Here is a 13,591-nt window from a genome sequence, read left to right as displayed (position 1 = left end):
CTCCCTTTTCCATGTCCGGTGCTGGTATAATATAGTGGATTTAGTTCTTATACTTTGCTATCAAGGGAGAAGTGATTATGGAAAATCTAATTACCAGACCATTGCCAAGAAGCCTGCCGGAAGCGCAAGGGATTTCGTCAGCAGCAATTTCTGCTTTTCTCAAGCATATGGAGAAACAGCGATTGGGGCTGCACAGCTTCATGCTGCTGCGTCATGGGGCTGTCGTGGCGGAAGCCTGGTGGTCGCCTTATCGTCCGGAGCTGCCGCATTCATTATATTCACTCAGCAAAAGCTTCACCTCGACAGCTATAGGCCTGGCGGTGGCAGAGGGGCTTTTGACGGTGGAAGATAAAGTGGTGTCCTTTTTTCCCGAAGATGCGCCAGCCGACATCAGTCCCAATCTCGCAAACATGAATATCAGCCACCTGCTGATGATGGGAACCGGCCATACGGAGGACACCACCTCATTTATGGAGAACAGCGAAGACGGCAACTGGGTCAAAGCGTTCCTGCAGCTTCCGGTCGGGAAGACACCGGGGACCCATTTCCTTTACAACACTGGTGCTACGTATATGCTGTCTGCCATTCTGCAAAAAGTAAGCGGTCTCACTTTACTCGAATACCTGGAACCCCGCTTGTTTGCACCGCTGGGCATCCATAATCCGGCCTGGACCTCCTGTCCCCGTGGAATCAATAAAGGCGGATATGGATTAAGTGTCACTACCGAAGATATTGCAGCATTCGGACAGCTGTATTTGCAGCAGGGTGTGTGGAATAACCGGCAGCTGCTGCCCAAGGAATGGGTGGCCGCCGCCGCCTCCAAGCAAATCGACAATAATGACGGCAGCCCGGGGGCAAGCAGCAGCGATTGGTCTAAGGGCTATGGCTACCAGTTCTGGAGATGCCGCCATAATGCATACCGTGGTGACGGAGCTTTTGGCCAATTCTGCATCGTCATGCCGGAACAGGATGCTGTAATTGCCATAACCAGCGGCGGCAGTGATATGCAGAGTATTTTGAACGGAGTATGGGATATTCTGCTTCCCGGCATGAGCATGGAACCGGAGGCTGTGGAGAGTGATCCCGCTGCACATGCGGAGCTTGCTCAGCTCCTTGCCCATCTTAGCATACAGCCTGTGCAGCTGCAGAAGGCTTCAACGCTTGAGGAAACCCTGAACGGAAAAGTATACCGGTTGAAAGATCATCCGCAGCAGCTCGCTTCCCTGGCGCTTTCTTTTACCGCTACTGAGGCTGTGTTAACCTTACAAGGCAGGTACGGGGAACAGACGGTCAAGCTTGGCCGGGGCGAATGGGCAGAAAGCTCGGCCAAAATATTGGATCACAAAAATAACCTGATCATGTCAAGCTTCACCTGGACGGATGAGAATAAACTTAAGATGACTCTGCTGCTCGTGGAAACTCCCTTCTGTCTTACTTTTGAAGTGTCCGTCAGAGAAGACTCCATAGTCCTTAAACAACAGTTTAATGTTTCCATGTCCGCTGAGGATTTGGAAGCAGAATTCATCGGCCGCTTGGCATAGGATAAGACAGCAGCGGAAATGCAAAGGACCATGCACCGTTTTACGGGTTGCACGGTCCTCTTTTTTACACAGATAATTGCGGTGTATCCTCAAGCTGCAAAACCACCGGACAATGATCGCTGCCCATTACATTGCACTCGATTCCCGCCATCTTAAGCTGCGGTGCAAGACGCGATGAGGCCAGGAAGTAGTCAATGCGCCAGCCCACGTTCCGCTCCCTGATCTTCGGCATATAGGACCACCAGGTATAAGCCCCTTCCTGATCAGGATGCAAATGTCTGAACGAATCAATGAAGCCTGACTCCAGGAGTTCGGTCATCTTGCCCCGCTCTTCATCCGTAAAGCCTGAATTTCCACGGTTGGCCTTGGCATTCTTCAGATCGATCTCCTGATGGGCCACATTCAAATCTCCGCAGACCAGCACAGGCTTGCGCTTATCCAGCTCCTGCAGGTAGCTGCGGAAGCGGTCCTCCCATTCCATTCTGTAATCCAGTCTCGTCAAATCGCGTTTCGCGTTCGGAGTATAGACATTGACCAGATAGAAGCCGTTGAATTCCAGCGTAATCATCCGCCCCTCAGGCTCCGAATCCACTTCCATTCCGTATCTTACGGAGAGCGGCTTAATTTTTGTAAAAACAGCCGTTCCCGAATACCCTTTTTTCACCGCATAATTCCAGTACTGTTCATACGCTTCTCCCAAATCCAGAAGAATCTGCCCCTCCTGAAGCTTAGTCTCCTGCACACAAAAAATATCTGCCTCAGCCTCTTTGAAGTAATTCATAAAGCCTTTGCTAACGCAGGCTCTCAGCCCATTCACATTCCAGGACACCAGCTTGGTCATCTTGATTCTCCTTACTATTCACAGAATTACTTCCAGTGTAACATATTACAAGCTTCCGGATGCCTGCCTGTACACTATTAAATTGTGCTAACCTCCTATGATATATGTCAAAGCAATCATAGAGTATAAGAATAGAATATTCTATCAAATGGAAAGGAGGTCGTTACTATGTCTATCCTGTTACCGCAACAATTCTTCAACCTGGCACCCTCTGTAGGTAAATCCTACTACGAGAATCTGGATGGCATCCTCAACGGGGCTGTGATTGTTAACAATGCATCGACATTCCCTGTAGATCTTGTCATTTACCGGGTCAATGCGCCATCCGTCACTTATAGTATTCCTGCATTGAACAGCCTTTCAATTACCGTTAACGCTTTGCAGGTTGCCGCACTTATCAGCACGGCTGCCGGTGCAGTCTTCGGCACGATTGAAATTGCAACATCCGATTTCTAAGAGAATGCCAGAGTATCCCCCTCATGCTCTCTCATTTTCATTCCTCCGCTCAAACATCCCCGTCCGCTTGCCGGACGGGGATGTTTTGATGATTAGTAATTAAGCTTCCTATATAGAGTGAACTTAAGATATTTACATTAGGGACTTCGTCGGGACTCCGGAGAATGTTTGGACTTCCGGCCGCTGTTGTCTGCAGATTTCTTTAATTTATACCGCTGTTCGCGGTTGAAATCCGCAGACAAAGGCGGACGCATTCGCTCCTCCAGTTCCAAACTTCCCCTCCACCCCTTTTCCCTTTTGTTACTTTTTCATGTTCGCTCTATATAGAATTCATTCCGGGGCATAGGTCCCGTGTAGATGGATTGCGGACGGAAAATCCGGTTATTGGCGGCCTGCTCTATAATATGAGCGGTCCAGCCGATGATTCTGCCGGCAGTGAAGGTAGGTGTGAAAATATCAGGCGAAAGCTCAAGTGCCTTCAGAATAGCGGCGGCATAAAATTCCACATTGGTGAACAGCCGGCGTCCAGGCTTATATTCTTCAAGGAGACGGATAGCAGCAGCCTCCACATGCAGTGCCAGATCAAAGGAAGGATCTGTACCGATCATTTCCTGTGTTGCAATCTGAAGCGCTTCTGCGCGCGGATCTTTGGTCTTGTAGATCCGGTGGCCGAAGCCCATCAGCTTGTTTCCGTTCTCCAGGGCATTGCGCAGCCACGGCTCCGCCCGCTCCTTGGTTCCGATAGCCTCAAGCATGGAGATCACCTCATAAGGCGCTCCGCCGTGCAGCGGGCCTTTCATTGCTCCGATCGCTCCGGCGACTGATGCATACATATCCGATTCGGTAGACAGCACCACGCGGGCAGCGAAGGTTGAAGCATTCATGCCGTGCTCCATGCACAAAATCTGATAAGCACTGAGTGCCTTCACATGGGCCTCCGTTGGTTTTTCACCGGTTAGCATGTATAAGTAATTGGCGGCATGGCCTAGTTCGGGCAACGGTTCCAGAGGTGTTAACCCGTTCAGTGTACGGTATCTGTAAGCAATAATGGTCGGCAGGATAGCTGCAAGCCTTACCGCCTCCCCTTGTGCCGGCGGCCAAGCAGCATTCCCCTGTTCTCCCAGGGCGGCAACCGTACTTTGCAGCACCAGCATCATCGGAACGGAAGCGGGCAGCAGCTCAATGATCCGCCGGATATACTCAGGCAGCTTGCGGGAGGCGGCCATCTCGTTCTTCAACTGCTCCAGCTCCTCCGCTGATGGCAAGTACCCGTTCCACAGTAAAAAAGCCACTTCTTCGTAGCAACGTGTCACTGCAAGCTCTTTAGCCCAATATCCCCGGTATACCAGATACCCCCTCTCCCCATCGACCAATCCGATGTCGGTTTCTCCTGCTACTACGCCTTCTAATCCGGTCACTTTTGCCATTATTTTAAGCTCCTTTTCCGATTCCATAAAAGTAATCATCATATTAGGAGTATAAACGTCAAATCCAATATTGCATATTTATTGTTTTTTATGAATACATAAATAATTTTTATTGGCCCTAAACCTGCTGTTCCATCAGCTGCCTGAGTTTGGCTTCAGTATTGGAATCCCCTGCCGGGGTATAGATGCTGCACCGCAGATCCGTACTGCCGTGAACTTGAAGCGAGGTCAAATGGAACAGCATTTTCCCTGCTTTGGCGTGACGGAATTCAAGGACCACATCCGGGGCCGAGCTGACCCGGCTCTCCTCCCACAGCGGATGGAACTCCGGATGCCGCTCCTTCATCTCTGCGATGAAGTCATCATACCAGCGATCCTCCACATATTGGCCGTAATAGGCCCGGAATATGGATAGATATCCTCTGACGAACTGCTGCCAGTTCACAGCCAGGCGCTTGAACTCCTTCCGCACGAACAATAGGGAGATCATATTCCGCTCCTCCGGCGGCAGCTTGGCGAAATCCAAAAAAACATGCGCCGCAGCGTCATTCCAGCCTACAATGTTGCAGCGGCGGTCGGAAATAATGGTCGGGCAGGTGGTCAGCTCGTGGAGGATCTTCTGGAGAGAAGGATTGATTACGGAGAGCTCCTCCTGCGGCGGATAAGGAGCCGCTCCGGACCCGTTCTCCAGTGCTAGGGCAAATAAATAGCTGCGTTCATCTTTGGTCAGCTGCAATGCGCCAGCAATACAATCCAGGACAGACGGCGATACTTTAATATCCCGGCCTTGCTCCAGCCAGGTGTACCAGGTATTGCTCACTCCGGCCAGCTGTGCCACCTCTTCCCTCCGCAAGCCCGGAGTCCGTCTGCGCGTGCCCTGGGGCAATCCGGCGGAAGCTGGAGAAATCGCTGCACGCCGGGCTTTTAAAAAATCCGATAACGCCTGAAGCCTTGTCTGGGTAGACATAATTTATACGCCTCTTTCTGATCCGATGTTTAGAATAGTAGTAATTATACTATGATAAACGACAACTTGTAATAGGATAAATAAAGTGGAAAAATAAACACGTAAACCAAACTGCATTCGGAGTCAGAAATACTGGCTTCACATAAATGTTAAGGAGGATAATTATGGAACGCGTTGTGATTACCGGCATGGGCTTAACCTCGCCGCTCGGCAATACAGTAGATCAATTCTGGAGCCGCTTAGCTGCAGGTGAATCAGGGATCTCTCCCATTACCACATTCGATACCACACATTTCAAGGCAAAAATCGCCGGAGCTGTACAGGATTTTGATTCTGAGGGCCGGTTCGGCCGCAAGGAGGCCCGGCGGATGGACCGGTTCAGCCAGTTCGCATTAGCCGCTGCAGAAGATGCATGGGCCCAGTCCGGGCTCCGGTTGGACAAAATCGACCGCGAACGTCTAGGCGTGTATGTAGGCTCCGGCGTCGGAGGGATTCAGACCTTGATGGAGCAAAATGATGTGCTGCGCTCCCGCGGGCCGGAAAGGATCAGCCCGACGCTGATCCCGATGCTCATCTCCAATATGGCCGCAGCGGTGATCAGCATCAAGCTGGGGGCGCTCGGCCCTACACTCTCTCCGGTGACCGCCTGCTCCATTGGCAATACGGCAATTGGCGAAGCATTCCGGCTGATCCGCTACGGCGGGGCCGATGTGGTGATTGCCGGAGGGGCCGAAGCGGCCATTACCGAAATATCTCTGGCCAGCTTTGGAAATGCGACAGCATTATCTACGAATAATGACAACCCGCATAAGGCAAGCCGTCCTTTTGACAGGAACCGTGACGGGTTTGTTATCGGGGAAGGCAGCGGCATAGTCATTCTGGAGGCATTATCCCATGCTTTGCGGCGGAATGCCGTAATTTACGGCGAGGTAACCGGCTATGGTGCCAGCTCGGATGCCTACCACATGGTAGCAACCCATCCGGAGGGTATCGGAGCCTATCAGGCGATGAAACTCGCGTTGAATGAGGCGGGGGTGACGCCGGGGGAAGTGGATGTGATTAGCGCCCATGCCACGAGCACGCTTGTCGGTGACCGTTCAGAGACGCTGGCGATCAAAAAACTGTTCGGAGACCAGGCCTACCGGATTCCCGTAACAGCCAATAAATCTATGACCGGACATGCCTTTGGAGGAGCAGGGGGCCTGGAAGCCATCGCCCTGGTTAAAAGTATCCAGGAAGGCATCATCCCTCCTACTATTAATCTGGAGGATCCGGATGAAGAATGTGACCTGGATTATGTGCCGAACACCGCCCGCCAGGCGGACATTAACCTCGGGATCAGCAATTCCTTTGGCTTCGGCGGCCATAATGCTGTTATTGTGCTGCGGAAGTATACAGAAGGATAAACGGACAAGGCTGTAAAAGAGGTCTTAACAAGGAGATATAATCACGTTATCGGGGACATGCTGAAAACGGATCGCCCTATTCCTTCACGATTGATCCGCTGCAGTTGCGGACGTGAAACCCGTTATTGAAGGAGGATTTGTCTATTCAGCAGGACAACGGACCGAGATGTCTCTGAAAAAACAAGATTTTGGGCAAAATAAGGGCTCCTCAGTCCGCTTCAGTCCGCTGGTGGAGCCCAATCCTCCTGCATCGCTTATATCCTCGGAGGCTTCCAATTTCCTACTCTTGGCTTCCCCAGAGAGAGACACCTTCTGCCGAAGCTGCTGTAAATGTCATTACCTGACTGCCGGCGGCTTCATTCCATTCCCGCAGGAATACTCCGCTGTACACGACTCCGTTAATAGTCAGCTCAGCTGTATGATCCCCGGCCAGCTTCCAGGTTCCGGCAACCGCGCCCGTGATTTTCCCGTCAGCTGTGAGTTCAATTGGCTTTGATCCGGCAATGTCAGCTGTGATATCCTTGCCGTGATTAATGAAGGCATACCCGCCGCTGATTTCCTTAGCCGTGTACTTTCCGATTTTCTCCCCGCTATAGCGGTGCGGAGCGACAACCGGCCATCCTTCCTTATTCATGAACATTTGATGAACACGCACTTCATGCTCCTCACCCCTGCCTGGAAAACGGGTATGGAAAATAAGATAATATTGTCCGCTCTTATCATCGTAATAGGCCGAATTGTGGCCTGGGGAGATATATCCTGTACCGCTGGCCTCTGGGTCATCCTCTGTATTCATGAATTGGAAGCTGCCCATCAGCTTCATTCCGTATGGAGAGTACGCCGGATCATCGAACAGTTTACCTGGTGTGCCTTGCGCATCGATCATAGCTTTGCCTTCCGAGTCTTCGAATGGCCCATCCGGATTCCTGGAGCGGGCAACACGGATATTGTATCCGCCGTTCGCATCAAGTCCGCCATACGAAAGGAACAAATAGTAGTAACTAGTTTCAGGACTGTACAGCATATATGGGCCTTCAATCCTCGCATGGTTTCCGCCAAGCAGCTTTTTGCCATAACCCTGATCCGGCAGCGGGAACCCTGTCCTCGGGTCCAGCCCAAGAATAAAAATCCCGCCAGAATAGGAGCCATAGACCATCCACAGCTTGCCGTCCTTGTCAAAAAACACATCAGGGTCCACCACATTCGGCTTCACTGCGGAATCATATTTTTCTCCGTCATCTCCGGGGCCAGCCATGCCGGATTTGAGAATAATTCCCTTGTCCTTGTACGGCCCTTCAATCTTGTCGGAAACAGCAATCCCCATCGCCGACAGCGGGGAATCTCCTCTGCAGGCATCATAATACATATAGAACTTTCCGTCAGAGAGCTGAATGACATCAGGTGCCCACAGCGTGTCAGACTGGGCCCATCTAAGGGTTTCGCTTAATTCCTCAGTTACATTGGGGATAAGCACATTCCCGTCGTCCACACCTGAAGAGAGCTGGGTCCAGGACATCAGATCTTTGGATTTGGCGGAAGCCAGGTGGGAGCCGAAAACATAATACATTTCATCAACCTTGATTACAGACGGATCATGCACGGAGACATTACGGAATTCCGGAGTATTGCTGCTGCATGCAGTTATCAGGGATAACGAAACCAATGATATCAAAGTTCTGTTTTTCATCCTTCAACCTCCTTGTATACCCTTACATTCTGCTCATAAACTGTAAAATAGTCAATACTTTTATTTAGAAATATTCGTTTTATTTTATATTTATTTAAACTTATTACACATCCGCCGCCGAATCACCAGCGCTTAAGTTATCCGAGTTTTATATTTTGTTTGCTTTCTTATGAACCAAAAAAGCGCCAAGCCGATTAAACGGCTTGACGCGATGGATCTATTACAGCGTATTAATACTCGCTGGGATTGTTAACCAGTACTGGCTCAGCATATGCATTGCTCAATACGCGATGTCTCTTTTTAACCACTTCCGGCGGTTCCACTGCAGGTGCCAGCGGGTGCATCAGCCAGGATTTCACCATATGCGTATCCGACACCTTGTACATTGGAGGCTCTTTCTCCATGTCGATTTGCATTGCATACGTGCTGCGGAGTGCAAAAGCATCGCCCTTCGGCGGCTTGATCAGATCCGGCGGCGTTCCCGGAATAGCAGTCAGCAAAGAGCCTTTGCTCTCCAGACTCGGCATGGAAGCCAGCAACCCCCAGGTATACGGATGTCTCGGATCATAGAAAATTTCTTCAGCTGTTCCCATTTCAACAATTTGGCCGGCATACATTACTGCTACACGGTCAGCCATTCGGGCCACAACCCCAAGGTCATGGGTAATGAAGATAATCGCGGTGTCGATTTTCTTCTGAATATCCTTCATCAAATCCAGGATTTGCGCCTGAATAGTCACGTCGAGCGCCGTAGTCGGCTCATCGGCAATCAGCAGCTTGGGATTGGCTGCCAGCGCCATGGCGATAACTACACGTTGGCGCATCCCGCCGCTGAACTCATGCGGATACTGCTGGAAGCGCCGCTCCGGTGAAGGAATACCCACCAGATTGAGCAGCTCAATACCCCGTTTGTATGCAGCATCCTTGGAGATTTTTTCATGCTTGAACAGCACTTCAGTAATTTGCTTGCCGACCTTCATCATCGGATTCAGCGAGGTCATCGGGTCCTGGAAAATCATCCCGATCTCTTTCCCGCGGATCTTCTGCATTTGCTTCTCATTTTTACCGATCAGATCCTGCCCTTCGAACAGAATCTGTCCGCGTTTGTATTCCCCCATCGGCTGGGGAACCAGCTTCATGACAGCCTGCGAAGTTACGCTCTTACCGGAACCGGATTCGCCTACGATTGCCAGTGTTTCCCCTTTATTGACATGAAAGCTTACACCACGGATCGCTTGAACCTCGCCTCCGCGTGTTCTGAATGATATAGCCAGATCTTTTACCTCTAAAAGGCGCTCCATCCTGTCACCCTCTCAATTTCTTTTCAAATGCCGATAACAATTCTCAATACCTAAAAAAACACGCAATAAGTATTATTTTATCTATCTTTGTATCCATACGTCAAGAATTTTCTGAAAACCGTAGCTTCGGCAGCAAGCGTGTTCATTCCTGCTGATGGCGCTGCCTGCTCTTCACCAGCCCCCAGACGATTGCTGGGGCCAGCAGCGCCATCAGCAGCAGAGACCAGCAGACATCCACCCAGCTCACAGTATTTTCTTTTAGCAGACGGTAGAAAGCATACGAGGAGTAAGGGAGTGCGATCAGCACCGCCGTAACCACACCTGGTGTGTATATTTTCAGAATTATACTTTGTCCCAAATGCGTAAATACATGCAGCAGGAAAACGGCTAGCACAGCCAGATATAGCCAGTAAAATGAAAAAAAGACTGCGGTACAGGTGACCGCAACCACCACAATATACACAAACAACACGTCTGCCGCAAAATTTCTGGTTGTCATACGCAGCATAGAACGATATGGGTTCCACTTTCCAGGAGGAAGAGCCGCCTCCACTTTCGGGCCATACTTGATCCCCCAGGACTCTACCGTAAGGATTTCTTCGAAGTCATGAAACATGAACAAAATGGGCAGCAGCCATAACAAGCTAACTTGATCGATATGCAGATTCAACCAGTGGATCACCGTTGCACCACGCCTCCTTCACCATTACAGCCTGTTAACCGGCAGATTCACTGCTACAGAGTACAGGCAAGAAGACCGGCGTCTCCACGGAGAACCGGCCTTCGACCCTAATCATTATACTTTTATGTTATCGTGGCCCACAAACTCCTTCAAAGTCTCCTGCAGGTTCTCGAAGGCCCAGCGAATATGATTTTCATCTTTATATTGCCGGGAGTAGCACTCAATAACCAGAATCAGGTCAAGATACAAGTCATACAACCTGATGCGAAGCCGTTCATTCGGACTGTCAAACGCCGCCCCGTATCCCTCAAAGAACGCCGGAGAATTCTCAAAATGCCGGAAGTAGTACTCCATCAGCACATCCCCCCACAGCGCACGTTCCCAGTCAATAATTGAAACGATCACACCATCTTTGACAAAAATATTCCCATTCCACAGATCCCAATGAATCAGACGCGGTTCGGTCACCTCTTCGAGAGCCGGTAAAAATTTCTCCAGGCCCTGCTTGATCTCGTCATAAGAAGCCGGCAGTACAGCCCCCAGTCTCTGGCCATCATCCAGCACATTATGAATCATCGCGGTGAAGGTCTCGCGCCATGTTCTTGCAGCGGTATCCTGCGGCTGTCCAAAAAGACCAAAGCGCTCTCCCTTAATCCCGTTGATCAGGCGCTGATAACGTCCCAGTTCCCGTTCAATGGAGGCTCTTACTTCGTCCGGGAGACTACCTTTGACTTCATTGTAAGGCGTCCCTTCAATCTTTTCCATGAAAAAAAACGGGCTTGGAATCAATTCCAGACTCTCATCAAAGCCGTAAACCGCCGGAACAGGCACAGTGCCCGCAGCCTGAACCAGGCGCAGTGCCTCTACCTCGGCGCGCATGATGTCTTTTTCGTAGCTCAGTGTTTCCGTCTCTGCTGCGGGCGCAACCTTCAATATTACAGATCTGCCATCCGATAGTTCAAGATCATAAGCTGCATTAAAAAAACCGCCCGTCAGCTCCTTGCTGCTGATAATGGCTGTGTCTGTTCCAAAGGTGCTTGCTGCTAAGGCTCTAAGCTGCTGATCATCCAATTTGACCTTAGTGAAGCTCTCCATTGGCTCTAGACCCACCACATCTCGGCAAGCGGTTCTTCAATCAGCACCTGGCGCAGATTATGCACAGCCTTGGAGAAGCCTTCCTCGACCGACATCAGCCCATCTTCATGCTCAATGCTGACCACATAGTCGTAGCCGACAAGCCGCAGAGCGCTGATAATATCTGCCCATACCTTCACATCATGTCCGTAGCCCACCGAACGGAACTGCCACGCACGGTCCAGCATATTGGTGTAGGACTGCATGTCGGTCAATCCGTACATATTCACATTTACCGGATCAATTACGGTATCCTTGGCATGGAAGTGATGAATCGCACCTTGGCGTCCAAGGATATGAATCGCCTGCACCGGATCAATCCCCTGCCACCACATATGGCTCGGGTCCAGATTCGCACCGATCACTTCGCCCGCAGCCTCTCTCAGGCGGAGCAGAGTAGCCGGTGTATGCACCGAAAAGCCTCCATGCAGCTCAAGGCCAATCTTCACATCATGCTGCGCTGCGAATGCGCCCCACTCCGTCCAATATGGAATCACTTTGTTCTCCCATTGCCAAGCCAGAATTTCCTGGTAGTCGTTAGGCCAAGGTGCTACCGGCCAGTTCGGGTATTTGGCATCTTCATGGTCGCCAGGGCAGCCGGAGAATGTGTTAACAACCGGAACACCAAGCTTCTGCGCCAATTTTACCGAGTTTACAAAATCCTCATGATCCTTGCGGGCAAGCTCTTTCTGCGGGTGCAGCGGATTGCCGTGGCAGCTCAAGGCACTGATCATCAGGCCGCGTGACTCCACAGCGTGCTTGAACTCTTTCAGTGCTGTCTCATTCTCCAGCAGCAGCTTAGGATCGCAATGGCTGTTGCCGGGGTTGCCCCCCGTGCCGATCTCCACTGCTTTTAGTCCTTTGGAAGCTACATAATCCAGCGCGTCCTCCAGCTTGCGACCGCCGAAAAGCACCATAAATACGCCAAGTTTCATTGCTCTGCCGCCTCTCGTTCATGATAATGGGTTCATTTCAATACAAATCGAAGTCCTTAATGGTCTGATTGGTTTCCGCTGCCGCAAATATCGCTTCGATCAGCTTCAGCACGCGCAGCACCTCGGGATTTTTGACAATGGGCTCAGCCGTACCTTCAATGACATCGGCAAAATTGGTATAGAAGCTGGAGGCCAGCTCTGCCGCCGGCGGCAAAGCTTCAGTTATCGTTGCTCCCTCTGACGGAGGCGCCATCGTTTTGGTCAGACCCACACCGGCGCGGATTGGAGTAGGCTCCAGTTTTTCGCTTTCCTGGTTGCGGGTGACGATTCGTCCCGTTAAGGACCAGTCTTCAATAACTCCTGTGCCTTCCGTCCCCTTGACATACCATCTAGGCAGGGTAATAAAATTCGTCGTGCCTACTTCAACAATAGCTTTGACGCCATTCTCAAACTGCAGGACGGCCTCGAAGCCGTCGTCCACTTCATTCCCCAGAATGAAGCTCAAGCTGCTGCTCACACTGGCCACCTTGCTGTCAATCATGAACAGCAGCTGATCCAGGAGATGAACACCCCAGTCCAGCAGCATGCCGCCGCCCTGCGCCTTCACATGACGCCAGTCGCCGGGTATGCCATTGGCCCCGTGGACACGGGATTCAAGCTGGAACAAGGAACCGATCGTTCCGTGGTCGTACATTTCCTTGATGACCCTGAAGTCCTCATCCCACCGCCGGTTCTGATGGACCATCAGCACACGTCCCGCTGATTCAGCCGCCTGAGTCATTTCAATGAACTCATCCGAGGACATCGCGACCGGCTTCTCGCAGATCACATGCTTGCCGGCTCTGAACGCAGCGAGAGCAATTTCCTTATGCACATCGTTAGGCGTTGCAATCAGTATGGTTCCAACCTTCGGATCTGCCAGAACTTCTTCATAGCTGGCATAGGCGGTATACCCCGCTGCCTCGGAAGCACTGCGCCGTTCCTCAAGCAGATCGAATGTTCCGGCCACCTCGAGCCGGCCATTCTCCTCAATCAATTGTGTGTGATAGCTTCCCATTCCGCCATAACCAACGATGACGATCGTATGCTTGTGTGAACTCATGGTCTCCACTCCTGTTTTGATAGATCTATACAACTGAACTGAAGATGAATGCAATCGGCTGGCCGTAACTAGAGTAAGTGTCTGGACTTTCCCTTCGTTACTTCAGCCTGAT

At 51.0% G+C, this 13,591-nt stretch carries 12 protein-coding genes; 3 read left to right on the top strand and 9 right to left on the bottom strand.

The genetic code is table 11. The features are described from left to right. Positions 1–77: 77 nt before the first annotated feature. Complete coding sequence (locus tag PRIO_RS15215; protein ID WP_046503272.1) at positions 78–1,541, top strand: serine hydrolase domain-containing protein; 1,464 nt, start codon at positions 78–80, stop codon at positions 1,539–1,541. 64 nt (positions 1,542–1,605) lie between these two features. On the opposite strand, the gene PRIO_RS15210 is transcribed toward PRIO_RS15215, so the two are convergent. After that, a complete protein-coding gene (locus tag PRIO_RS15210) occupies positions 1,606–2,382 on the bottom strand; it encodes an exodeoxyribonuclease III (protein ID WP_020427274.1) in 777 nt (258 codons plus the stop codon). Between the two features lie 168 nt (positions 2,383–2,550). Between PRIO_RS15210 and PRIO_RS15205 the strand changes: the two genes are divergently transcribed. Then, entirely contained in the window at positions 2,551–2,838 is a 288-nt protein-coding gene (locus PRIO_RS15205; RefSeq protein WP_020427275.1) for a hypothetical protein, read from the top strand. Between the two features lie 308 nt (positions 2,839–3,146). Here the strand turns inward: PRIO_RS15205 and PRIO_RS15200 are convergent, their stop codons facing one another. Together PRIO_RS15200 and PRIO_RS15195 are read right to left on the bottom strand one after the other, a co-directional pair. Next, positions 3,147–4,265: a citrate synthase/methylcitrate synthase gene (locus PRIO_RS15200; protein WP_020427276.1), complete on the bottom strand. Its 1,119-nt coding sequence runs from the start codon at positions 4,263–4,265 to the stop codon at positions 3,147–3,149. Between the two features lie 118 nt (positions 4,266–4,383). Beyond that, positions 4,384–5,232, bottom strand: coding sequence for a helix-turn-helix transcriptional regulator (locus PRIO_RS15195; protein ID WP_046503267.1), 849 nt, complete (start codon positions 5,230–5,232; stop codon positions 4,384–4,386). A 164-nt stretch (positions 5,233–5,396) separates the two neighbouring features. Here PRIO_RS15195 and fabF point away from each other — a divergent pair, with 164 nt between their 5' ends. After that, on the top strand, positions 5,397–6,638 hold the full coding sequence (gene fabF, locus PRIO_RS15190) for a beta-ketoacyl-ACP synthase II (protein ID WP_020427279.1): 1,242 nt from the start codon (positions 5,397–5,399) through the stop codon (positions 6,636–6,638). Positions 6,639–6,918: 280 nt separating this feature from the next. On the opposite strand, the gene PRIO_RS15185 is transcribed toward fabF, so the two are convergent. From PRIO_RS15185 to PRIO_RS15160, 6 genes are all read right to left on the bottom strand, one after another. After that, entirely contained in the window at positions 6,919–8,325 is a 1,407-nt protein-coding gene (locus tag PRIO_RS15185; RefSeq protein WP_046503264.1) for an arabinan endo-1,5-alpha-L-arabinosidase AbnB, read from the bottom strand. Positions 8,326–8,555: 230 nt separating this feature from the next. After that, a complete protein-coding gene (locus PRIO_RS15180; protein WP_046503260.1) occupies positions 8,556–9,626 on the bottom strand; it encodes an ABC transporter ATP-binding protein in 1,071 nt (356 codons plus the stop codon). A gap of 142 nt (positions 9,627–9,768) precedes the next feature. Then, positions 9,769–10,308 carry an HXXEE domain-containing protein gene (locus PRIO_RS15175; protein WP_020427282.1) on the bottom strand — a complete coding sequence of 180 codons (540 nt, stop codon included), beginning with the start codon at positions 10,306–10,308 and terminating at the stop codon, positions 9,769–9,771. Positions 10,309–10,422: 114 nt separating this feature from the next. After that, positions 10,423–11,403: a phosphotransferase family protein gene (locus PRIO_RS15170; protein WP_020427283.1), complete on the bottom strand. Its 981-nt coding sequence runs from the start codon at positions 11,401–11,403 to the stop codon at positions 10,423–10,425. 5 nt (positions 11,404–11,408) lie between these two features. Then, positions 11,409–12,377 carry a sugar phosphate isomerase/epimerase family protein gene (locus tag PRIO_RS15165; protein ID WP_020427284.1) on the bottom strand — a complete coding sequence of 323 codons (969 nt, stop codon included), beginning with the start codon at positions 12,375–12,377 and terminating at the stop codon, positions 11,409–11,411. Between the two features lie 37 nt (positions 12,378–12,414). After that, a complete protein-coding gene (locus PRIO_RS15160) occupies positions 12,415–13,479 on the bottom strand; it encodes a Gfo/Idh/MocA family protein (protein ID WP_020427285.1) in 1,065 nt (354 codons plus the stop codon). Between the last annotated feature and the right edge of the window lie 112 nt (positions 13,480–13,591).

It is taken from the genome of Paenibacillus riograndensis SBR5 (assembly GCF_000981585.1).
Lineage (GTDB): Bacteria > Bacillota > Bacilli > Paenibacillales > Paenibacillaceae > Paenibacillus_AQ > Paenibacillus_AQ riograndensis.
This window is presented reverse-complemented; position numbering and strand designations above follow the sequence as displayed.

Excerpts from the sequence above, each read along its gene's own strand:
- PRIO_RS15200 (WP_020427276.1), bottom strand. The coding sequence starts at position 4,265 with ATGGCAAAAGTGACCGGATTAGAAGGCGTAGTAGCAGGAGAAACCGAC.
- PRIO_RS15160 (WP_020427285.1), bottom strand. The coding sequence starts at position 13,479 with ATGAGTTCACACAAGCATACGATCGTCATCGTTGGTTATGGCGGAATG.
- PRIO_RS15205 (WP_020427275.1), top strand. The coding sequence starts at position 2,551 with ATGTCTATCCTGTTACCGCAACAATTCTTCAACCTGGCACCCTCTGTA.
- fabF (WP_020427279.1), top strand. The coding sequence starts at position 5,397 with ATGGAACGCGTTGTGATTACCGGCATGGGCTTAACCTCGCCGCTCGGC.
- PRIO_RS15170 (WP_020427283.1), bottom strand. The coding sequence starts at position 11,403 with ATGGAGAGCTTCACTAAGGTCAAATTGGATGATCAGCAGCTTAGAGCC.
- PRIO_RS15180 (WP_046503260.1), bottom strand. The coding sequence starts at position 9,626 with ATGGAGCGCCTTTTAGAGGTAAAAGATCTGGCTATATCATTCAGAACA.
- PRIO_RS15195 (WP_046503267.1), bottom strand. The coding sequence starts at position 5,232 with ATGTCTACCCAGACAAGGCTTCAGGCGTTATCGGATTTTTTAAAAGCC.
- PRIO_RS15210 (WP_020427274.1), bottom strand. The coding sequence starts at position 2,382 with ATGACCAAGCTGGTGTCCTGGAATGTGAATGGGCTGAGAGCCTGCGTT.
- PRIO_RS15185 (WP_046503264.1), bottom strand. The coding sequence starts at position 8,325 with ATGAAAAACAGAACTTTGATATCATTGGTTTCGTTATCCCTGATAACT.
- PRIO_RS15215 (WP_046503272.1), top strand. The coding sequence starts at position 78 with ATGGAAAATCTAATTACCAGACCATTGCCAAGAAGCCTGCCGGAAGCG.
- PRIO_RS15165 (WP_020427284.1), bottom strand. The coding sequence starts at position 12,377 with ATGAAACTTGGCGTATTTATGGTGCTTTTCGGCGGTCGCAAGCTGGAG.